This window comes from Streptomyces afghaniensis, assembly GCF_044327915.1.
GTDB classification, from domain to species: domain Bacteria; phylum Actinomycetota; class Actinomycetes; order Streptomycetales; family Streptomycetaceae; genus Streptomyces; species Streptomyces afghaniensis.
In genome coordinates this window covers 333,985-353,114 of sequence record NZ_JBIRGJ010000008.1, presented here as the reverse complement: position 1 = coordinate 353,114, position 19,130 = coordinate 333,985, and the positions used below count along the sequence as shown (strand labels likewise).

Sequence of the window (19,130 nt, the reverse complement as noted above, 5' to 3'; positions counted from 1 at the left end):
GGTCGGCACCTCGGAATTACGCCCCGGGCCTTCGGCGCACAGCGGGTTCCGCGTCCGGTTCGGGATCCGTCGCCAGCCGTGCGTGCAGGTGGGCGTCGCGGAACGCGTCGTGCCGGTCCTTCTCGAAGATCGCCCCGCGCAGGGTCCCCTCGTACGCGAATCCGCACCGCTCGGCGATCCGGCACGAGGCGTCGTGGCCGACGGCGTGGTCCAGCTCCAGCCGGTGCAGGCCGAGTTCGGTGAGGGCCCAGCGGGCGGTGAGCAGGAGGGCCCTGGTGGCGACACCCTGGCCGCGGGCCTCGGGGAGGACCCAGTAGCCGACGCGGGCGACTTTCAGGTGGTACTTGATCTCGTTGACGCCGATGTGGCCCAGTGCCGCGCCGCTGCGGGCGTCCGCGACCCGGAACGACATGGACGTCCCCTCCGCCGCGCTCTGGGCCCGCGCGAGCAGCGATTCCAGGGCGCTCGTCCGGTCCGTGACCAGCCTCAGCGGGGTGTTCCAGCGCCGGAACTCCGGGTCGTTCATGCCGCGCAGCCACGTCTCGACGTCGGAGGCGGACGTGGCGTCCCAGGGGCGCAGGTGGAGGCCGTGGCCGTGGATTTCCGGGAGGGGGCCGGTCAGGGACCGGTCGCGTATGGGGGCCATGGGGCCATTCAAGCGCGTGGGGCGGCGCCGTTCACCCGCCGATCGCGCTCCGCACGACCCGGAACACCGGGATCCCCTCCCGGAACGCGACCTCCAGTTCCGCCCCGGCGGACAGGTCCCCGGTCGGCGGTTCGGCCGCCGCCCCCACGACCTCCGTCATCATCCGCGGCCCCTCGGCGAGGTCGACCACGGCGGCGACGTACGGAGTGCGTTCCGCGAAGGGCGGGAGGTCGTTGCGGTGGACGACGGACCAGGTGTAGAGGGTGGCGCGGCCGCTCGCGGGCTCCCAGGCGACGTCCTCGCTCCAGCAGTGGGGGCAGAACTCGCGCGGGTAGTGGTGGGCCCGGCCGCAGGCCCGGCAGCGGCGGATCAGCAGCCGGCCCTCGGCGGCCGCGTCCCAGTACGTCCGGGTGAAGGGGTCCGGCTCGGGCAGGTCGAACCGCCCGGCCATCAGAACAGCCCGAGCGCGCTGTCGGCCGACCAGGTCTGCCAGGACATCCCGAACAGGCCGACCACCGACATCAGCGCCATCATCGAGTTCTGCCCCTGCTCGGCGACCTCGTGGATCATGAGGGTGAAGTAGAGGGCGTTGAGGAGGAATCCGCCGACCAGGGCGATCGGGGTGAGGAAGCCGGTGATCAGACCCAGTCCGAGGGCGAGTTCCGCGTAGACGACGACGTACGCCATCACGCGCGGGTGGGGCGCGACGACCGTGTCGAATCCCGACCGTACGGCGCTCCAGCGGTGCTCGGCCGCTATCCCGGCCGCCCACGTGATGCCGGTGCCGCGTTCGAACCAGGCCTTGCGGTCCTTGTGCCGCCAGCTCTCCAGCCACCACAGCCCGAGCCCGACCCGCAGCACGGCCAGCCATTCCGCTCCGGTGAGCCAGATCGTGTCCATGCCCGTGCTCCCGCGTTGCCGCCGCCGACACCAGAATCTGACGGTACGTCAGCTATGGGGCCGCAACAAGCCCTGGAGCGGACGCTCGGGTTGCTGTTCCAGGCGCGCGCAGCCCGCATCTGGTTGGCCGAGTGAAACCGTCAGTCAGGAATTCATGGCGGCTCGGTCGGACTCACTGCGCAGAACGCAGAATTCGTTGCCCTCGGGATCAGCAAGGATTGCCCAGCCTGAACCATCGGGATTCCGGTGATCGGCGACAAAAGTGGCACCGAGGCCGAGCAGCCGGTCCACCTCCTGATCGCGCGAGGTCTCAGGCCGCAAGCACAGATGGATCCGGTTCTTTGTCGTCTTGCCCTCGGGCACCTGGTTGAAGTACAGCACCGGGCCCTCCGCCAGCAGCACCTGAGTCTCCCGGTCACCCGGTCTGTCCTCCGGATGCAGCGGACGGCCAGTCACCCTGCTCCAGAACCGGGCCAGCTCGTAGGCATCCGCACAGTCGATCGCCACGTTCTGCAATACCGAGACCATGCGCGCGAGCCTTCCTGACCCAGACGCCGAACGCCACCGAGTTGCGCTCACTCCTGGAACCGGCAATGTCGCCCGAGCACTGGCCAGAGCACCGTCTTCCTCTCCGGTGACGATGCCGAAGCCAAACCCGGCCGACTGCTCACCGACCTCGGCCGGCCCCCGTAGACCAGCACGTGTCACACGCCCAGCACCACCGTCCCCGAAGAACAGAACCACCCACCCGTCCCGGACACCACCCCCAACCGCGGCAGTCCCCCGTCGCCACGCCTCCGCACCTGCCGCTCCCCGCCCTCCCCGCGCAACTGCCGTACCGCCTCCACCAGCAGGAACAACCCCCGCATCCCTGGATGCTGGGCCGACAGCCCACCCCCGTCGGTGTTCACCGGAAGGCTCCCGCCCTCGACCCGCAGCCGGCCCTTCTCCACGAACGCCCCGCCCTCGCCCTTCCCGCAGAAGCCGAGGTCCTCCAGCGTCACCAGGGTCATGTAGGTGAACGCGTCGTAGATCTCCGCGAAGTCCATCTCGTCCGGCCGTACGCCCGCCCGTTCGAAGGCCAGTCGTCCGCTCACCGCCGCCGGGGACACCGTGAAGTCCGCCCACTCGGACATCGCGGCGTGCGAGACGTGCTCCCCGCTGCCCAGCACCCACACCGGTGAGGTACGGCAGTCCCGTACGTACTCCTCCGCCGCCAGCAGCACCGCCGCCCCGCCGTCGGAACGCACGCAGCAGTGCAGTTTGGTGAAAGGGTCGGCGATCATCGGGCCGGCCAGGACCTCGTCCACCGTGACGGGAGTGCGGAACATCGCCTCCGGGTTCAGGGCCGCGTTGGCCCGGGCCTGGACCGCCACCTGGGCCAGCTGCTCGATCGTCGTGCCGTACTCGATCATGTGGCGGCGAGCGGCCATGGCGTACTTGGCGATCAGGGTGTGACCGTAGGGGACTTCGAACTGCAGGGGGCCGCGCGTGCCGAAGGACAGCGTTCCGGTGCGGCGGCCCGCCCTCACGTCCGCGCGGGCCGTCGAGCCGTAGGCGAGGAGCACCACGCGCGCGTGCCCGGCCGCGATCGCGTCCGCCGCGTGGGCCGCCATGACCTCCCAGGCGGAGCCGCCGACGGAGGTGGAGTCGACCCAGGTGGGGCGCAGGCCCAGGTACTCGGCGACCTCGACGGGGGCCAGGGTGCCCAGGCCCGCCGAGGCGAAGCCGTCGACCAGTGACCGGTCCAGGCCCGCGTCGGCCAGGGCGCGCCGGGCCGCCTGGGCGTGCAGCGCGTACGGGGTCGCGTCGTCCACGCGGCCGCAGTCCGAGAGGGCCACGCCCACGACGGCCACTTTCCTCCGGGCAACCATGAATCTGACGGTACATCAGATGTCACCGTCGACGGGAGCGGCAGAGCTCTGGGCATCCCCGTCCCTCCGCCCTAATATGACGCTCCGTCAGATGTGGAGGTGCTACCCCCATGGACGCCCGCTTCACCGCCGAACAGGACGAGATCCGCCGCACCCTGCGCGAACTGCTCCACAAGCGGTGCGGCCCCGAGGAGCTGCGGGCCGCCGTCGGCACCCCGGCCGGGCACGACCCGGCCCTGTGGACCGCCCTCGCCGAACAGCTGGGCCTGCCCGGACTGGCCCTGCCCGAGCCCCACGGCGGTGTCGGCTGCTCGGTCACCGAGCTGGCCCTGGCCTGCGAGGAGACGGGCCGGGTCCTCGCCCCCTCGCCCCTGCTCGCCACGGCCGTCCTCGCCACCCCGCTGCTGCTCGCCCTCGGCACCGGCGCCCAGCGGGCGGATTTCCTCCCGCGTATCGCCTCCGGCGGGCTCACCGCCGCCCTCGCCGTGCCGGGGCCCGCCCTCGCCACCGCCCTCGGGCTCACCGGCCACGACCCGCGCGGGGAGTGGGCCGGCGGCGGGCGGGCCGGGGGTGTGCAGGCCCGGCAGGCCGGCGGCGGCTGGCGGCTGTACGGGCAGGCCGACCAGGTCCTCGACGGACACAGTGCCCAACTGCTCGTGGTCGCCGCGCACACCGGTGGGTTCGCCCGCTCCCGTGTCCTGCTCTTCCTCGTGCGCGGTGACGCGGCCGGCCTCACCCGCGTACGGCAGACCACGCTGGACGCGACCCGTCCGCAAGGCCGTATCCAACTGCGCGACGCAGCCGCCGAGTTGCTGGGCAGCGCGGACACCGACGCCCTCCCCGCCCTCGCCCGGCTCGGCGACGCCGTGGGCGCCTGTCTCGCCGCCGAGGCCGTGGGGGCCGCCGGCCGGGTGCTGGAGCGGACCGTCGAGTACGTCGGGCAGCGCCAGCAGTTCGGGCGGCCGGTCGGCTCCTTCCAGGCGGTCAAGCACCGGCTGGCCGACGTGTACGTCCAGGTGCAGGCGGCCCGCTCGGCGGCGTACTACGCGGCCTGGGCCGCCGCCCAGGGGGAGCGGGTGGGCGGCCTCGCCCTCGCGCAGGCACTTCAGGCCCTGCGCGGCGCCGCCGCCGAGGGTATCCAACTGCACGGCGGTATCGGTTTCACCTGGGAGCACGACGTCCACCTGTACTTCAAGCGCGCCGCGGGCGACGAGCTGCTGTTCGGGCCGGTCCACCGGCTGCGGGCGCACGCCGCCGACTTGGCGCACGTCTTCGAGGAGGCCGGCTGATGGCGATGGGTGTGCGATGGGTGCAGAGGGTGTCCTCGACGCGGGGCTTCGCGCGGGTGGCGCCGTACGTCCTCCCCGCGCTGGACCGGGGCGTCCACCGGCTCACGCGCGGGAAGGTGCTGCTCAGCGCGCGGATGCTGCCGGGCCTGGTGCTGACCTCGACCGGGGCGAGGAGCGGGCTGCCGCGTCGTACGCCTCTCGCCTGCATGCCGGAGGAGGGCGGGAACAGCTGGATCCTCATGGGGTCCAACTTCGGCCGGACCGGCCACCCCGCCTGGAGTCACAACCTGCTCGCCCGTCCCGACGCCGGGATCAACTGGCAGGGCGAGGACATCGCGGTCACGGCCGGGCTGCTGCAGGGCGAGGAGCGGGCGGCGGTGTGGAAGGCGGTCGTGGAGTTCTGGCCGCCGTACGCCGCGTACCAGCGCCGGGTGGAGCGGGAGATCCGGGTCTTCCGGATCGTACGGAAGCACGCGGAGCGGTAGAGCGCAACAGGCGGCGGTCCACTCGGGTGGACCGCCGCCTGGCAGACAGGACTTGGGTGCGGGAAAAAGGGCCGGGCTACTTCGTCGGCTTCCTGCCCGTGACGCCCAGGTGCACCAACAGCGCGAGGTTCGGCTTCAGTTCGGCCTGCTTCACGCCCCAGGAGGAGAAGCCCTTCTGGTGGGAGGCCACGGCCGCGAGCATCGCGACCAGCGAACCGGCGACGGCCGCGGGGTTCACGTCCTTGTCGACCCGGCCCTTGGCCTGGAGCTCGGCGACGGAGTCCGCGAGGGAGTTGTTCACCGAGTTGAGGATCTTCATCCGGAGCTTGTAGAAGCGCTTGTCACCCTCGGCGGCGCCGAGATCGACGACCCGGAGGATCGCGTCGTTCTTGCGCCAGAACTCCAGGAACCCGTCGACGAGTTCCTGCGCCGTCTGCCAGCCGGCCTTGCCGGCCCAGGAGCGGCCCTGGAGGAGTTCGGTCAACGCGGCGCCCTCGGTCGCCATTTGCTCGGCGATCTCCAGGACGGCGCCCTCGACGTCCGGGAAGTACTGGTAGAAGGTCGCGGGCGAAGTGCCCGCCTTCCGGGCGACATCGATGACTTTGACGTCCCGGTACGGGGAGGAGCTGAGCATCTCGCTGAGGCAGTCGAGCAGCTTCTGCCGGGTCGCCTGCCCACGCCTACCGGCCACGCGGCCGTCGACGGTACGCACTTGTCCTGTCATGCCGTCAGCTTACCGAGGCGTGATCGGGGCGCGATTCGGCCGACTGCAAATGGGGTGTAAGGGAGTGCGGGGGCTGGTGTGCCTGGTCTGCGGGGTGCGGCAGTCGCGGTTACGTTGTCGGCATGGCCGAAAACAGGGCATCGGTGTACGCAGAGGGCGTTCCCTGCTGGGTGGACGCGCAGCTTCCCGACGTCGAGGCGGGCAAGCGGTTCTACGGTGAACTTTTCGGGTGGACCTTCGAGGACTGGTTCGGCCCCTTCGCGCAGGCGCTGAAGGACGGTGAACCCGTGGCGGCGCTGGTCCGCAAGATGGACGGCCGACTGCCCACCGTCTGGACGGTGTACTTCGCGACCCCGGACGCGGCTGCCCTGGTCCGGCGGATCCGGGCGGCCGGCGGGCAGGTCGTCTCGGCGCCGGTGCCGGCCGGTGAGCTGGGCGTCACCGCCCTCGTCACGGACCCGGAGGGGGCCGTCTTCGCCCTGTGGCAGCCGCAGGAGCACCCCGGCTTCGGCAGACGGCACGAGCCGGGCACCTTCGCCTGGGCCGAGCTGTACGCCCGGGACACCGAGGCGGCCAACGCCTTCTACGGCGATCTCTTCCAGGAGGCCCTGTTCGGGTCGGACGCCGACCCCGACTTCGGCCGCGCCCCGGTCACCGACGTGTTCCCGGCGGAGATGCCGCCCCACTTCCTCGTGCACTTCGCCGTGGAGGACGTACCGGCCGCACTGGAGGACGTGACCCGGCTCGGCGGCCGGGTCTACGCCCCGCCCTTCGAGACCTCGTACGGGACGGTCGCCGTCGTCACGGACAATCAGGGGGCGTCCTTCGCGCTGCTGCACCGCTGAGCAGGGTTGAGCATGCCTGATCAGGGCTGCTCAGGGCCGATCAAGCAGTGTTTGGTCATTGTTTGATCGCCTGTGTACGGAGACATCCCAATTGTCACCGGGTTCGCAACCACGGCTCCGGCCAGGAAGAATCGGGGTGCGTGCCGCCATGGCGGTGCGGTGGTGAGACGCTGCACGGGGTCGCGTGGAACATGTGGCTTGGCGCGGCTCGTACGGGGAGGTGGCAGGCAGAGTGGTGGATCAGCTGACGCAGCACGATCCGCGGCGGATCGGGCCGTTCGAGGTGCTGGGACGGCTGGGTGCCGGCGGCATGGGGCTGGTCTATCTCGCGCGCTCGGCGTCCGGCCGGCGCGTGGCGATCAAGACCGTCCGCACGGAGCTCGCCGAGGACCAGCTGTTCCGGGTCCGCTTCACACGTGAGGTGGAGGCGGCCCGCGCCGTCTCCGGCTTCTACACGGCCGCGGTCGTGGACGCCGACCCGCGCGCCGCCGTGCCGTGGCTCGCCACCGCGTACGTGCCCGCGCCCTCCCTCGAGGAGATAGTGAACGACTGCGGGCCGCTGCCGGCCCAGGCGGTGCGCTGGCTGGCGGCGGGCGTGGCCGAGGCGCTCCAGTCCATCCACGGTGCCGGGCTGGTGCACCGGGACCTCAAGCCGTCGAACGTCCTCGTCGTCGAGGACGGACCCCGGGTGATCGACTTCGGTATCGCGTCTGGCGTCTCGAACACGCGTTTGACGATGACGAACGTCGCCGTCGGCACGCCCGCCTACATGTCCCCCGAGCAGGCCAAGGACTCCCGCAGCGTCACGGGCGCGAGCGACGTCTTCTCCCTCGGCTCCATGCTGGTCTTCGCCGCCACCGGACACCCGCCCTTCCATGGCGCCAACCCGGTCGAGACCGTCTTCATGCTGCTGCGCGAGGGCCCGGACCTGGAGGGTCTCCCGGACGAGCTGCGGCCGCTGATCGAGTCCTGTATGCAGATGGACCCCACGGCCCGCCCCAACCCGGCCGACCTCCAGGCCCAGCTCGCCCCCCACCTCTTCGGCTCCGGCTCCGACGACAGCGGCACGGCCTCCGCCTGGCTGCCCGAGCGGGCCGTCGGCCTGATCGAGTCCCGCCGCAACGGCCGCCCGGCCGGCAAGCCCGCCGCCGGTGCCGGACGCAGCGGCGGCGGACGCCCCGCCCCGGGGCCCGCCCCCGTCCCGCCCCCGCCCTCGCACGACCCCGTCGTCCCGGCGCCCGTGCCCGCCCCCGTCGGCGGCCCCGACACCGGCCCGGTGCGGCTGGCCGGCGCCCCGGTGCCGATCGGCCCGGGCCCGCGCGTCGCCGATGTCCGTGCCGCCGCCGTCAAGGCGCCCCCTCCGGAGGCCGCGCTCGCCGCCTCCTGGTCCAAGCCCCGCCCCGGCGTCAACGGCACCGACCCCGCCGTGGGCCCTGCCGTCGCCGCGCCCCCGGCCCCGGCCGCGCCACCCGAGCAGGCGAGCGGCTGGCGGCCGTGGCGCTTCCGTATGTCGAACGACGTCTGGGGCACCCCGTCCGTCGACGGCGACCTGGTCTACGTCACCTCCTTCGAGGTGCACGCGCTGGACGTGGCCACCGGCCGCCGCCGCTTCAAGACCCGGGACGTCGCCTGGTCCATGGCGGTCGCGGACGGCCGTATCCACGCCTCCGACGGGCCCACGCTGTTCGCCCTCGACGCCCGCGAGGGCACCGACCTCTGGCGTCTCCAGACGGACGCCTGGGTCTACTCGCTCAAGGCCGAACGCGGCACGGTCGTCACCGGCACCCGGGGCGGCGGCGTCCAGGGCTGGGAGGCCTCGAACGGCCAGAAGCTCTGGGAGGTCACCGGCTGCCAGAGCGACTTCGAGTCGCCCGAGGCCGGACCCGCCCTGCACGACGGCACGGTCTACGTGTGGCAGGACGCCCGGCTGCGAGCCCTCGACGCCCGCACCGGCGACGAGCGCTGGTCGTACCCCATCGGCGACGCGGCCTCCTGCGGCGGCGTCCCGGTCCGGATCACCCAGGCGTCCGACGGCTACGTCTACGTCTGCGCCGGCACCCGCGTCCTCGCCCTCGACGTGGCCGCCGGGCACGTGAAGTGGCACTTCGAGGCCCCGGCCGTCTTCCTCTCCCCGCCCACCTTCGTCCCCGGCCCGGCCGTCACCGGCGGTGGCATCTACCTGGCCGACTACCTCGGCACGGTCTACGCCCTCGACGCCACCGACGGCCGGGACCGCTGGCGCATCGCCACCGAGGCCCGGGCGTCCGTCGACCCCGTCCTGGTCGCCGCCGGCCATGTCCACGTGGGCAGCGGCAAGGGCCTCTACACCCTCGACGCGGTCACCGGCACACCCAAGTGGCGCTTCCAGGCGGGCGGCGACATCGTGGGCGCCCCCTCGGTGGCCGAGGGCCGGATCCACTTCGGCTCCACCGACCACCTGCTGTACACCCTGAAGGCCGACGACGGCCGGCTCCGCTGGAAGCTCGCCACCGGCGGCGAGATCACCGGCTCCCCGGTCGTCCGGGACGGGGTGGTGTACGCGTGCAGCAAGGACCGCTGTGTGTACGCGCTGGACGCGGAGAAGGGCACGGGCACGGCGCGCAGCGTGTGACGCGCCCGGGACGGCGGCCGGAGCCGGCGGGACGTCAGTCCCGCAGCCCGGTCAGGAAGTCCAGCAGCGCCTCGTTCACCTCGGCGGGCCGCTCCTGCTGCGTCCAGTGGCCGCAGCCCGGCAGCACGAGCGGCTTCCGGCGCAGGTTCGGCATCAACCCGGGCAGCTTCTCGATCAGTTCGGGCGTGCCCGGGAAGGCCGGGACCAGGTCCCGGTCGCCGTACACGTACAGCGCGGGCGGGGACACCACCGCTCCCTGCCAGGGGGCGGTCAGCTCCCAGTTGCGGTCCAGGTTGCGGTACCAGTTGAGCGCGCCGGTGAAGCCCCGCGCGTAGCTGTCGGTGAGGGCGTCGAGGTCCTCCTCGGTCAGCCACCCGGGCAGCACCTCGGGGTCGGGCGCGTCCGCCAGCCAGCCGCGGTCCGGGTCGACCAGGGCCTGCTCGGGGCGTCCGGCGCCCGGGGCGTCACCGGAGGCGGAGTACAGCAGCTTGCGCAGGGTGGTGCGGGTGTCGGCGGTGAACTCGGCCTCGGCGACCCCGGGCTGCTCGAAGTAGTTCCAGTAGAAGCGCCCGCCGAACCGCTCCCGCATGGTCCTGAGCGGCGGCTGCGCGCCACGGAACGGCGGCGGCACGCTCAGCCCCGCGACCCCGCGCACCACGTCCGGCCGCAGCAGCGCGGTGTGCCAGGCCACCGGCGCTCCCCAGTCGTGCCCGACGACGAACGCCCGCTCCTCACCCAGCGCGTGGACCAGCCCGACCACGTCGCCCACCAGGTGCAGGATGCTGTACGCCGTCACGTCCTCGGGGTGATCGCTGCGCCCGTACCCGCGCTGGTCGGGCGCGACCACCCGGAAACCGGCCTCGGCCAGCGGCCCGAACTGGTGCCGCCAGGAGTGCCAGGACTCCGGGAACCCGTGCAGCAGCACCACGAGGGGGCCCTCGCCCTGCTCCGCGATGTGCAGCCGTATGCCGTTCACGTCGATCATTCGATGCTCAACCACCCGTCGAGCATACGCGTGTATGGGTAAACGATTCCCTGGCGCAACCGGCAAGCAGTGACCGCGACCAGCGAGCAGTGACCGCAAGCGGCGAGCAGCTACCGCAACCGGTACTCACGCCGCCGCCCCGCGAACAGCCGGGCCTGCTCCTCACCCGTCGCGTTCCCGAGTGCGATCAGATGCGGCGCCTGTGCGAATCCCTGCGCCCGCCCCGCCTCACTCGCGGCCCACAGCGCCCGCACCGTCCCCTGCACGGCCTCGGCCGGATACCCGGCGATGACCGCGGCGCACGCCCGCGCCGCCTCCAGCGCCTCGCCGTCCGCCACGAGTTCCGACACCAGCCCGACCTCGTACGCCCGCCGCGCGGAGATCCGCTCCGCCGTCCCCAGCAGAGCCATCCGCGCGACCTCCCCGTACGGCATGCGCTGCGCCATCAGGACGGACTCGTAGGCGCTGACCATGCCGTAGGTGGTGTGCGGGTCGAAGAAGGCCGCGGTGGTGTCGGCGACCACGAACTCCGCCTCCCCGAGCAGGTAGAAGGCACCCCCGCAGGCCATCCCGCGCACGGCGGCGACGACCGGCTTCCACAGGTCGTTCGCCTTCGGTCCGATGCCGAGCAGCGGATCGTCCTGCGCGTACGGCGAGTTCGGCTGCGGCACGACGGCGTCCCGGTCGATGCCCGTACAGAAGGCCCGCTCGCCGGCACCGGTGAGGACGACGGCCCGCACGGTGTCGTCGAACCGCAACTCCCGCCAGACCCGGGCGAGATCACCGGCCATCTCCAGGTCCACGGCGTTGAGCCGGTCGGGCCGGTTCAGGGTGACGACGGCGATCCCGCTGTCCTTGTCGGCACTGACCAGCACCCTGCTCATGACCGCTCCGGAACCCACCGGGGAAGCCCGTCGTCGAAGACGGCCCGCACCCGGGTGCCGATCCGGAGTCGGTCCGCCGGGAGGGAGCCGATCGGCTCACCGGGACCGGCGACGAGGTTGCCGACGAGCCGGATGCGCGGTGCCTCGTCGAGTTCGACGACGACCACGTTGTACGGCGCCAGTTCGGCGTAGCCGGGCAGCAGCGGCGGATGCGGGACGACGTACGACCAGACGCGGCCCCGGCCGGACATCCGGCGCCACTCGGTCTGGAAGGACTGGCAGTGCGGGCAGCAGGGCCGGGGCGGGAAGCGGAGCTCGCCGCATCCGGCGCAGGCCTGGACCCGCAGCTCGCCCCGGGCGGCGTACTCCCAGAAGGGCGCGCCGTCGGTGTCGGTGACGGGACGCAGCATGTCAACTCCTCAGCAGCAGAGCGGAGGTCGGGACGCCCTCGCCCGCGGTGACCAGACAGGCCGCCGCGCCCGGCACCTGCGCGGTACTGGTCCCGCGCAACTGCTTGACCCCTTCGTTGACCAGGTTGAAGCCGTGCACGTAGGCCTCGGACAGCCCGCCCCCGCCGGTGTTCACGGGCAGCAGCCCGCCGGTCTCCAGCGCCCCGCCCTCGGTGAACGCCCCGCCCTCGCCCCGCCCGCAGAAGCCGTATCCCTCCAGGGACAGCAGGACCAAGGGCGTGAAGGCGTCGTAGATCTGCGCGACGTCCACGTCCTGCGGCGTGAGATCGGAGTGCTTCCACAGCTGCCGGGCGGCGGCCCAGGCCGGGCCCGTGAGGGGGTCGTCGTTCCAGTAGTTGACCATGCCGTGGTGCTGGGCGGGGAGCGACTGGGCGGCGGAGTGGACGTAGACGGGTGTGCGGCGGCAGTCCCGGGCGCGCTCGGCGGAGACGACGACACAGGCCAGCGCCCCGTCCGTCTCCAGGCAGTTGTCGAAGAGGCACAGGGGTTCGCTGATCCACCGGGACGTCATGTACATCTCGCGGGTGAGGGGCCGGTCGTACATGATCGCGGCCGGGTTCTGGTTGGCGCGGTTCCGGCAGGCCAGGGCGACGTTGAACAGGTGGTCCCGGGTGGCGCCGTACTCGTGCAGGTAGCGACGGGCGAGCATCGCGATCTCGTCGACCGGCCTGAGCAGGCCGAACGGGCGGGTCCACTGGGCCGGGGTCGGCAACTGGACGGCGGTGTTCGTCCACGGCCGGGGCCCGCTGCCCCGCTTGCGCGAGCGCCAGGCGACGCCGACGCTCGCCTGTCCGGTGGCGACGGCGGCGGCGAGATGGGCGACGGTGGCACACGAACCGCCCCCTCCGTAGCCGACCTTGCTGAAGAAGGTGAGGTCGCCGAAGCCGCAGGCCTTCGCCAGCTCCACCTCGTCCGTCTCCTCCATGGTGTAGGAGGCGAGGGCGTCGACCTCGCCGGGCGCGATCCCGGCGTCGTCGAGGGCGGCCAGGACGGCACGGCAGGCGAGGGTGCGCTCGTCCTCGGGGAGCCGCTTGGCGAAGGGCGTCTGGCCTATGCCGACGATGGCGGTGGCGTCCTTGATGCCGCCCGATCCTGTTGCCATGCTGCGCGCACCTCCGGGCCGAACGGTTCGCTGACAGGTCGTCAGATTACAGCTAACCTGACGGGCAGTCAGCTCCTGTGCCGGCTACTGCTGGGGAGGCTTGCGGTGCGAGCGGATACGGAGTGGGGAAGCATCCCGGGCCTGGTGCGGGCGGCGGCCGAGCGGTACGCGGACGTCGAGGCGGTCGTCGAGGGCCGCACCCGGATCACCTACGCGGAGCTGGACGCCCGCGTGGAGCGCGCGGCGGCGGCCTGTCTGGCGTACGGCATCGGACCGGGCGACCGGGTCGGCATCTGGGCGCCGAACACGCTCGACTGGATCGTCAGCGCCCTGGGCGCGGTCTCGGCGGGCGCGGTGCTCGTGCCGCTGAACACCCGCTTCAAGGGCACGGAGGCGGCGGACGTGCTGCGCCGCAGCGGGGCGCGGCTGCTGTTCGTGACGGGCACGTTCCTCGGCACGTCGTACGTGGCGTCGCTGCGCAGGGCGGCGGGACGCGGCCCGGGCGACGGCCCGCTGCCCGGACTGCCGGACCTGGAGCACGTGGTGGTCCTCTCGGAGGACGCCCCGGCCGACTTCCGCACCTGGAAGGACTTCCTGGCGAGCGGAGAGGCGGTCGGGGCGGCACAGGTGCGGGCGAGGGCGGACGCGGTCGACGGCTCCCGGCCCTCGGACATCGTCTTCACCTCGGGCACGACGGGCCGCCCGAAGGGCGCGGTCATCACCCACACCCAGACGCTGCGGACGTACGAGATCTGGAGCGACCTGGCCGGTTTGACCCGGGGCGACCGCTACCTCATCGTCAACCCGTTCTTCCACACCTTCGGCTACAAGGCCGGGGTGCTCGCCTGTCTGATGCGGGGCGCGACGATGATCCCCCAGCCGGTGTTCAACGTGAACACGGTCCTCGCCAACATCGCGGCCGAACGGGTCTCCGTGCTCCCCGGCCCGCCGACCCTCCTCCAGTCCCTCCTCGACCACCCGGCACGGGACGCGCACGACCTGTCGGCACTGCGCCTCGTGGTGACGGGAGCGGCGGTGGTGCCGCTGACACTCGTCGAGCGCCTGCGCGGGGAACTCGGCGTCGGCACGGTCCTGACGGCCTACGGCCTCTCCGAGGCCGGCGGCGTCGTCACGATGTGCCGGCGCGGCGACGACCCGACGGTGATCGCGTCGACGTCGGGCCGCGCGATCCCCGGCACCCAGGTCCGGGTCGTGGACTCCCGGGGCGAGCCTCTGGGACCCGGCACGCCGGGCGAGGTCCTGGTCCGCGGCTTCAACGTCATGACCGGCTACTACGAGGACGAGGCCGCCACCGCCGAGGTGCTGTCGGCGGACGGCTGGCTGCGCACGGGCGACGTGGGCGTCCTGGACCCCGCGGGCAACCTGCGCATCACCGACCGCCTCAAGGACATGTTCATCGTCGGCGGCTTCAACGCCTACCCCGCGGAGATAGAGCAACTCCTGGGCATCCACCCGGACGTGGCCGACGTCGCCGTGATCGGCGTCCCCGACGCCCGGCTGGGCGAGGTCGGCAGGGCCTACGTCGTCCGGCGCCCGGGCGCACTGCTGACCGCCGACGACCTGATCGCCTGGTCCCGCAGGGAGATGGCCAACTACAAGGTCCCGAGGACCGTGGAGTTCGTGGCGGAGCTGCCCCGCAACGCGAGCGGAAAGGTCCTGAAGGGGGCGCTGCGGGACGGCCTGCTCAGCTGCTGACCGACGGCAGCGCCGGGGTCCCCGTGACGGACATGACGAGGGAGTACAGGGTGGTGTCGGCGGCGATGAACAGCCGGTTGCGCCGGGCACCGCCGAACCGGATGTTGGCGACGGTGCCGGGCACCAGGACGCGGCCGAGGAGCGTGCCGTCGGGGTCGTAGCAGTGCACACCGCCGTGCAGGGCGGCGGCCCACAGGCGCCCCTCGTCGTCGAACCGGATGTTGTCGAAGTTGCCGTCGCGGCACTCGGCGAAGACGTCGCCGCCGGTCAGGGTGCCGTTCGGCCGGACGTCGAAGACCCGGATGTGATTGGCCAGGCTGTCCGACACGTACAGCTTGCTCTCGTCGGGCGAGAACACCAGCCCGTTGGGGCCCTGGAAGTCCTCGGCGGCCACTCGCACCTCGCCGCTGCGCGGGTCCACGCGGTAGACGTTCCGGGCCCCGATCTCGCTCTCCCCGCGGTGCCCCTCGTAGTCGGTCGCGATCCCGAACTCGGGGTCGGAGAACCACACCGACCCGTCGGACCGCACCACGGCGTCGTTCGGGCTGTTGAGCCGCTTGCCGCGGAACCGCTCGGCGATCACCGTGACCGAGCCGTCGTGCTCGGTCCGGGTCACCCGCCGGTTGCCCTGCTCGCAGGTGATGAGCCGGCCCTGGCCGTCCAGGGTGTTGCCGTTGGGATACCCGGCGGGCGAGCGGAAGACCCCGACGGACCCGGTGGTCTCGTCCCAGCGCAGCAGCCGGTCGTTCGGGATGTCGCTCCACAGCAGGTACCGCCCGGCCGGCACGTACACCGGCCCCTCGGCCCACCGGCACCCCTCGAAAAGTGTCTCCAGCCGCGAGTCCCCGGCCTGGCACCGGCCGGTCCGGAACCGCTCGTCGAGCGTCTCGTACGTCTGGGGCTGCTCACCGGGCATACACCGCCACCTCCACCCTCGGTCCGACTCATGATCTGCCGGACCACTATGCCGCCCGGCGCCGCCACTCACACCCGCAAACACGGGAAGCCGGAGCGATCCCGGCGCGGAGCGAAGTCCCCTGGAAGCGGAGAGAGTGTGCGGACCTTGTGGACTCCCGTGCGTCGCCCTGTGATCGGTGTCTCCCACGGCTGACGTATCCGCCGCGCACAAGGCAAACTGGCGTGGTTGCTCAGGATGTCTAGGGGGACTGCATGGACGGTGTACCGGACGGTGTACCGCGCGTACCGGAGCAGCGGCGTTCCGACTCCGCGGCCAAGCCGCCCGAGCCGGCGGAGTCGGGGGGACCGACGGCGCGGACGGTGCTGCGCTTCGGCGTGCTCGGACCGGTGCGCGCCTGGCGTGGCGACGAGCCGCTCACCACCGGTTCCCCCCAGCAGCGCGCCCTGCTCGCCGCCCTGCTGCTGCGCGAGGGCCGTACGGCCACGGCCGCGGAGCTGATCGACGCCCTGTGGGGCGAGGAACCGCCCTCGCAGGCCCTGGCGGCGCTGCGGACGTACGCCTCCCGGCTGCGCAAGGTGCTGGACCCCGGCGTCCTGGTCAGCGAATCCGGCGGCTACGCGGTACGGGACCTCGGCGACGGCGCCCTGGACCTGACCGTCGCCCAGGACCTGGCGACCGAGGCGGAGAAGGCCCGGTCGGCCGGCGACCTCTGCCACGCCCGGGAGGTGCTGCGGCGGGCCCTTGCCCTGTGGGACGGGGAGACACTGGCCGGAGTACCGGGCCCGTACGCGGAGGCGCAGCGCGTCCGCCTGGAGGAGTGGCGGCTCCAGCTCGTCGAGTCCCGGCTGGACATGGACCTGGAGCAGGGCTGCCACGCGGAGGCCGTCTCGGAGCTCACCGCCCTCACCGCGGCCCATCCGCTCCGCGAGCGGCTGCGCGAGCTGCTGATGCTGGCGCTCTACCGCAGCGGCCGCCAGGCCGAGGCCCTCGCGGTCTACGCCGACACGCGGCGCCTGCTCGCCGACGAACTGGGCGTGGACCCGCGCCCCGGCCTGAGCGAACTGCAACAGCGGATACTCCAGGCCGACCCGGGCCTCGCGGAGCCCTCCTCCCCGGCCCCCGAGCCCGCCGCCGTCCCGGTCCGCCCGGCCCAGCTGCCCGCGACCGTGCCGGACTTCACCGGCCGCTCCGGCTTCGTACGCGAGCTCGGCGACATCCTGGCCGCGGCGGAGAACCGGGTCATGGCGGTCTCGGCCCTGGCCGGCATCGGCGGCGTGGGCAAGACGACCCTCGCCGTGCACGTGGCCCACCAGGCGCGCGGGGCGTTCCCGGACGGGCAGCTGTACGTCGACCTCCAGGGCGCGGGCGCCCGGGCGGCGGATCCGGAGACGGTCCTGGGCTCCTTCCTGCGCGCACTCGGCACGGCCGACACGGCGATCCCCGACTCCCTGGAGGAGCGCGCGGCGCTGTACCGCTCGGTGCTGGCCGGCCGCCGCGTCCTGGTGCTGCTGGACAACGCCCGCGACGCCGCCCAGGTACGCCCCCTGCTGCCCGGCACGGACGGCTGCGCCGCGCTGGTCACCTCCCGGGTGCGGATGGTGGACCTCGCGGGCGCCCATCTGATCGACCTGGACGTGATGTCGCCGGACGAGGCCCTGGCCCTGTTCACGAAGATCGTGGGCGAGGAGCGGGTGGCGTCCGAACGGAAGGCCGCCCTGGACGTGGTCGCGGCCTGCGGCTTCCTGCCGCTGGCGATCCGCATCGCGGCCTCCCGCCTGGCGGCCCGCCGGACCTGGACGGTGTCGGTCCTCGCGGCGAAGCTCGCCGACGAACGCCGCCGCCTGGACGAACTCCAGGCCGGCGACCTGGCGGTGAAGGCCACCTTCGAACTGGGCTACGGCCAGCTGGAGCCCGCCCAGGCCCGCGCCTTCCGCCTGCTGGGCCTCGCCGACGGCCCGGACATCTCCCTCCCGGCCGCGGCGGCGGTCCTGGACCTGCCGTCGGAGGACACCGAGGACCTCCTGGAGTCCCTGGTGGACACGTCCCTGCTGGAGTCGGCCGCTCCCGGCCGCTACCGCTTCCACGATCTGGTGCGGCTCTACGCGCGTGCCTGTGCGGAGAGGGACGAGCTGCCGCCGAGCGAGCGGGGGGCGGCGCTGTCGCGGCTGCTGGACTTCTACCTGGCGTCCGCGGCCGGGGTGTACGCGATCGAGCGGCCCGGCGACGGGCTGGTGGACCACCTGGAGCCGGCCTCGTACCCGGGGCTGCGGTTCGACAGCCGGCACGCGGCGCAGGACTGGCTGTACGCGGAGGCCATCTGCCTCCTCGCCTGCGTACGGCAGTCCGCGGGACTCCCGGACACCCTCCCCCGGGCGATCGACCTGCTGTGGGCCGCGCACGACCTCTCCGAGTCGGGGGCCAACTCCCGGGAGTACGAGGCGACGGCCGAGGCGCTCCTGGACGCGGCACGGCAGTTCGGCCTCACGCGGGCGGAGGCCCGGGCGCTGATGACGCTCGTCAACGTCCACCACGTCGGCGGCCGCTTCGAGCGGGCGGACCAGGAGGCGGAACGGGCCATCGTCCTCGCGCAACAGGCCGGCGACCTGCTGCCCGTCTGCTGGGCCAGTAACGCCCGCGGCATCATCGCGCTCTACCAGAACCGGCACGAGGACGGCGAGGAACACCTCTCCCGGGCCATCGAGCACTTCCGGGCCCTGGGCGACCGCCCCGGCGAGGCCGCCGCGCTGTGCAACCTGTCCCGGATCCACCTCGCGACCGGGCGGACCCAGAGCGCGGTCGCACTCGCCCAGGAGGGCATCGACATCTACGACGCCATGGGCAACTCCATGCGCGGGGCGAACGCCCGCTACGCCCTCGGCCTCGCCCTCACGCAGAGCGGTGAGCTGGGCGACGCGGCCGGCCGGCTCCTGGAAGCGCTGGAGGTGTTCCGGGACAGCAGGCAGCGCCTGTGGGAGGGCATGAGCCTGTTCCGGCTGGCCGAGGTGGATCTCGCCGCCCGGCGCCCCGCACAGGCCGCCGCCAACGCCGAGATGGCACTCACCGTGCTGCGCGGCATCGGCGGGGAGTGGCGGCGGGGCAACGTCCTCACCGTCCTCGGCCGCGCGCTCAGCGGCATAGGGCAGACCGGCCGGGCCCAGGTGTGCTGGCAGGAGGCGGCGGCGATCTACGAGGAGCTGGGCTCGCCCGAGGCCGCCGAGGTGCGCGCGCTGCTGTCGCCGGTGCGGGCGGCCTGAGGCCCGGCGCGCACGCGTTCATCATTCGTTTATCGCTCTCCGCCATGCTTGAGGCAGTCGATCCGTCGCGTCGGGGGGCAGACGGGTCACTGCGCAGGGCCTGCCACCGCCGAATCAGGGTGAGCGGCCCAGGCGGGCCCGCCCGGTCACCCTCGGGGGAGTGACCGGGCGGGCCCGCCGACCTCACTGCTTGATCCATGCCAAGGGGAGTTGACGATCATGGGCGACGAGCTCAAGCCGCAGGACCTGCACGCCACGGGCGGCACGGACGGCGAGGCCTCGACGGAGGACCTGCACGCCACGGAAGAGGGTGCCGTGCGGACGCAGGACCTGCACGCCACCGACGAGCCGCTGGAGACCAAGGACCTGCACGCCACGTCGGAGCCCTTCAAGCCGACGAAGTAAGCCATCTCCACACGGGGTTCG

18 protein-coding genes are annotated in these 19,130 nt (G+C 72.9%); 7 read left to right on the top strand and 11 right to left on the bottom strand.

Features of this window, described 5'->3' with window-relative positions; genetic code table 11:
* Positions 1-16: 16 nt before the first annotated feature.
* The 5 genes from ACH4G3_RS30450 to ACH4G3_RS30430 all read right to left on the bottom strand — a co-directional run bounded on the left by ACH4G3_RS30450 (position 17) and on the right by ACH4G3_RS30430 (position 3,420).
* A complete protein-coding gene (locus ACH4G3_RS30450; protein WP_397627521.1) occupies positions 17-646 on the bottom strand; it encodes a GNAT family N-acetyltransferase in 630 nt (209 codons plus the stop codon).
* A gap of 31 nt (positions 647-677) precedes the next feature.
* The gene (locus tag ACH4G3_RS30445) at positions 678-1,097 is read right to left on the bottom strand and encodes a Zn-ribbon domain-containing OB-fold protein (RefSeq protein ID WP_397627520.1); all 420 of its coding nucleotides are present in this window, start codon (positions 1,095-1,097) and stop codon (positions 678-680) included.
* Positions 1,097-1,546 carry a DoxX family protein gene (locus ACH4G3_RS30440; protein ID WP_397627519.1) on the bottom strand — a complete coding sequence of 150 codons (450 nt, stop codon included), beginning with the start codon at positions 1,544-1,546 and terminating at the stop codon, positions 1,097-1,099. Before ACH4G3_RS30440 ends, ACH4G3_RS30445 begins: the two co-directional genes overlap by 1 nt.
* Positions 1,547-1,690: 144 nt before the next feature.
* The gene (locus ACH4G3_RS30435) at positions 1,691-2,074 is read right to left on the bottom strand and encodes a VOC family protein (RefSeq protein WP_397627518.1); all 384 of its coding nucleotides are present in this window, start codon (positions 2,072-2,074) and stop codon (positions 1,691-1,693) included.
* Positions 2,075-2,250: 176 nt separating this feature from the next.
* Positions 2,251-3,420 carry a thiolase C-terminal domain-containing protein gene (locus tag ACH4G3_RS30430; RefSeq protein ID WP_397627517.1) on the bottom strand — a complete coding sequence of 390 codons (1,170 nt, stop codon included), beginning with the start codon at positions 3,418-3,420 and terminating at the stop codon, positions 2,251-2,253.
* A 110-nt stretch (positions 3,421-3,530) separates the two neighbouring features.
* On the opposite strand from ACH4G3_RS30430, the gene ACH4G3_RS30425 reads away from it, so the two are divergent.
* Positions 3,531-4,709, top strand: coding sequence for an acyl-CoA dehydrogenase family protein (locus ACH4G3_RS30425; protein ID WP_397627516.1), 1,179 nt, complete (start codon positions 3,531-3,533; stop codon positions 4,707-4,709).
* Positions 4,709-5,194 (top strand): nitroreductase/quinone reductase family protein, encoded by a 486-nt coding sequence (locus ACH4G3_RS30420; protein ID WP_397627515.1) that lies wholly within the window; start codon positions 4,709-4,711, stop codon positions 5,192-5,194. The genes ACH4G3_RS30425 and ACH4G3_RS30420 overlap by 1 nt, the downstream gene beginning before the upstream one ends.
* Before the next feature lie 76 nt (positions 5,195-5,270).
* Here ACH4G3_RS30420 and ACH4G3_RS30415 read toward each other — a convergent pair whose 3' ends face one another.
* Entirely contained in the window at positions 5,271-5,906 is a 636-nt protein-coding gene (locus ACH4G3_RS30415) for a TetR family transcriptional regulator (RefSeq protein ID WP_059418219.1), read from the bottom strand.
* A 134-nt stretch (positions 5,907-6,040) separates the two neighbouring features.
* Here ACH4G3_RS30415 and ACH4G3_RS30410 point away from each other — a divergent pair, with 134 nt between their 5' ends.
* Positions 6,041-6,763 carry an AfsK-binding protein KbpA gene (locus ACH4G3_RS30410; protein ID WP_397627514.1) on the top strand — a complete coding sequence of 241 codons (723 nt, stop codon included), beginning with the start codon at positions 6,041-6,043 and terminating at the stop codon, positions 6,761-6,763.
* A 232-nt stretch (positions 6,764-6,995) separates the two neighbouring features.
* Positions 6,996-9,374: a protein serine/threonine kinase AfsK gene (locus tag ACH4G3_RS30405; RefSeq protein ID WP_397627513.1), complete on the top strand. Its 2,379-nt coding sequence runs from the start codon at positions 6,996-6,998 to the stop codon at positions 9,372-9,374.
* A 34-nt stretch (positions 9,375-9,408) separates the two neighbouring features.
* On the opposite strand, the gene ACH4G3_RS30400 is transcribed toward ACH4G3_RS30405, so the two are convergent.
* The 4 genes from ACH4G3_RS30400 to ACH4G3_RS30385 all read right to left on the bottom strand — a co-directional run bounded on the left by ACH4G3_RS30400 (position 9,409) and on the right by ACH4G3_RS30385 (position 12,815).
* Positions 9,409-10,359, bottom strand: a complete 951-nt coding sequence (locus ACH4G3_RS30400; protein WP_397627772.1) for an alpha/beta fold hydrolase — start codon at positions 10,357-10,359, stop codon at positions 9,409-9,411.
* Between the two features lie 110 nt (positions 10,360-10,469).
* Positions 10,470-11,243, bottom strand: a complete 774-nt coding sequence (locus ACH4G3_RS30395; RefSeq protein WP_397627512.1) for an enoyl-CoA hydratase/isomerase family protein — start codon at positions 11,241-11,243, stop codon at positions 10,470-10,472.
* Positions 11,240-11,653: a Zn-ribbon domain-containing OB-fold protein gene (locus ACH4G3_RS30390; RefSeq protein ID WP_397627511.1), complete on the bottom strand. Its 414-nt coding sequence runs from the start codon at positions 11,651-11,653 to the stop codon at positions 11,240-11,242. The genes ACH4G3_RS30395 and ACH4G3_RS30390 overlap by 4 nt, the downstream gene beginning before the upstream one ends.
* A gap of 1 nt (position 11,654) precedes the next feature.
* The gene (locus ACH4G3_RS30385) at positions 11,655-12,815 is read right to left on the bottom strand and encodes a lipid-transfer protein (protein ID WP_397627510.1); all 1,161 of its coding nucleotides are present in this window, start codon (positions 12,813-12,815) and stop codon (positions 11,655-11,657) included.
* Positions 12,816-12,920: 105 nt separating this feature from the next.
* Between ACH4G3_RS30385 and ACH4G3_RS30380 the strand changes: the two genes are divergently transcribed.
* Complete coding sequence (locus ACH4G3_RS30380; protein ID WP_397627509.1) at positions 12,921-14,531, top strand: FadD3 family acyl-CoA ligase; 1,611 nt, start codon at positions 12,921-12,923, stop codon at positions 14,529-14,531.
* Here ACH4G3_RS30380 and ACH4G3_RS30375 read toward each other — a convergent pair.
* Positions 14,521-15,447 (bottom strand): SMP-30/gluconolactonase/LRE family protein, encoded by a 927-nt coding sequence (locus tag ACH4G3_RS30375; protein ID WP_397627508.1) that lies wholly within the window; start codon positions 15,445-15,447, stop codon positions 14,521-14,523. The genes ACH4G3_RS30380 and ACH4G3_RS30375 overlap by 11 nt on opposite strands.
* 254 nt (positions 15,448-15,701) lie before the next feature.
* Here ACH4G3_RS30375 and ACH4G3_RS30370 point away from each other — a divergent pair, with 254 nt between their 5' ends.
* The gene (locus ACH4G3_RS30370; RefSeq protein WP_397627507.1) at positions 15,702-18,704 is read left to right on the top strand and encodes an SARP-family global regulator AfsR; all 3,003 of its coding nucleotides are present in this window, start codon (positions 15,702-15,704) and stop codon (positions 18,702-18,704) included.
* 219 nt (positions 18,705-18,923) lie between these two features.
* A complete protein-coding gene (locus tag ACH4G3_RS30365; protein WP_037671516.1) occupies positions 18,924-19,109 on the top strand; it encodes a hypothetical protein in 186 nt (61 codons plus the stop codon).
* The last annotated feature ends 21 nt before the right edge of the window (positions 19,110-19,130 follow it).

Excerpts from the sequence above, each read along its gene's own strand:
- ACH4G3_RS30435 (WP_397627518.1), bottom strand. The coding sequence starts at position 2,074 with ATGGTCTCGGTATTGCAGAACGTGGCGATCGACTGTGCGGATGCCTAC.
- ACH4G3_RS30440 (WP_397627519.1), bottom strand. The coding sequence starts at position 1,546 with ATGGACACGATCTGGCTCACCGGAGCGGAATGGCTGGCCGTGCTGCGG.
- ACH4G3_RS30450 (WP_397627521.1), bottom strand. The coding sequence starts at position 646 with ATGGCCCCCATACGCGACCGGTCCCTGACCGGCCCCCTCCCGGAAATC.
- ACH4G3_RS30370 (WP_397627507.1), top strand. The coding sequence starts at position 15,702 with ATGGACGGTGTACCGGACGGTGTACCGCGCGTACCGGAGCAGCGGCGT.
- ACH4G3_RS30430 (WP_397627517.1), bottom strand. The coding sequence starts at position 3,420 with ATGGTTGCCCGGAGGAAAGTGGCCGTCGTGGGCGTGGCCCTCTCGGAC.
- ACH4G3_RS30365 (WP_037671516.1), top strand. The coding sequence starts at position 18,924 with ATGGGCGACGAGCTCAAGCCGCAGGACCTGCACGCCACGGGCGGCACG.
- ACH4G3_RS30425 (WP_397627516.1), top strand. The coding sequence starts at position 3,531 with ATGGACGCCCGCTTCACCGCCGAACAGGACGAGATCCGCCGCACCCTG.
- ACH4G3_RS30385 (WP_397627510.1), bottom strand. The coding sequence starts at position 12,815 with ATGGCAACAGGATCGGGCGGCATCAAGGACGCCACCGCCATCGTCGGC.
- ACH4G3_RS30375 (WP_397627508.1), bottom strand. The coding sequence starts at position 15,447 with ATGCCCGGTGAGCAGCCCCAGACGTACGAGACGCTCGACGAGCGGTTC.
- ACH4G3_RS30420 (WP_397627515.1), top strand. The coding sequence starts at position 4,709 with ATGGCGATGGGTGTGCGATGGGTGCAGAGGGTGTCCTCGACGCGGGGC.
- ACH4G3_RS30410 (WP_397627514.1), top strand. The coding sequence starts at position 6,041 with ATGGCCGAAAACAGGGCATCGGTGTACGCAGAGGGCGTTCCCTGCTGG.
- ACH4G3_RS30390 (WP_397627511.1), bottom strand. The coding sequence starts at position 11,653 with ATGCTGCGTCCCGTCACCGACACCGACGGCGCGCCCTTCTGGGAGTAC.
- ACH4G3_RS30395 (WP_397627512.1), bottom strand. The coding sequence starts at position 11,243 with ATGAGCAGGGTGCTGGTCAGTGCCGACAAGGACAGCGGGATCGCCGTC.
- ACH4G3_RS30445 (WP_397627520.1), bottom strand. The coding sequence starts at position 1,097 with ATGGCCGGGCGGTTCGACCTGCCCGAGCCGGACCCCTTCACCCGGACG.
- ACH4G3_RS30400 (WP_397627772.1), bottom strand. The coding sequence starts at position 10,359 with ATGATCGACGTGAACGGCATACGGCTGCACATCGCGGAGCAGGGCGAG.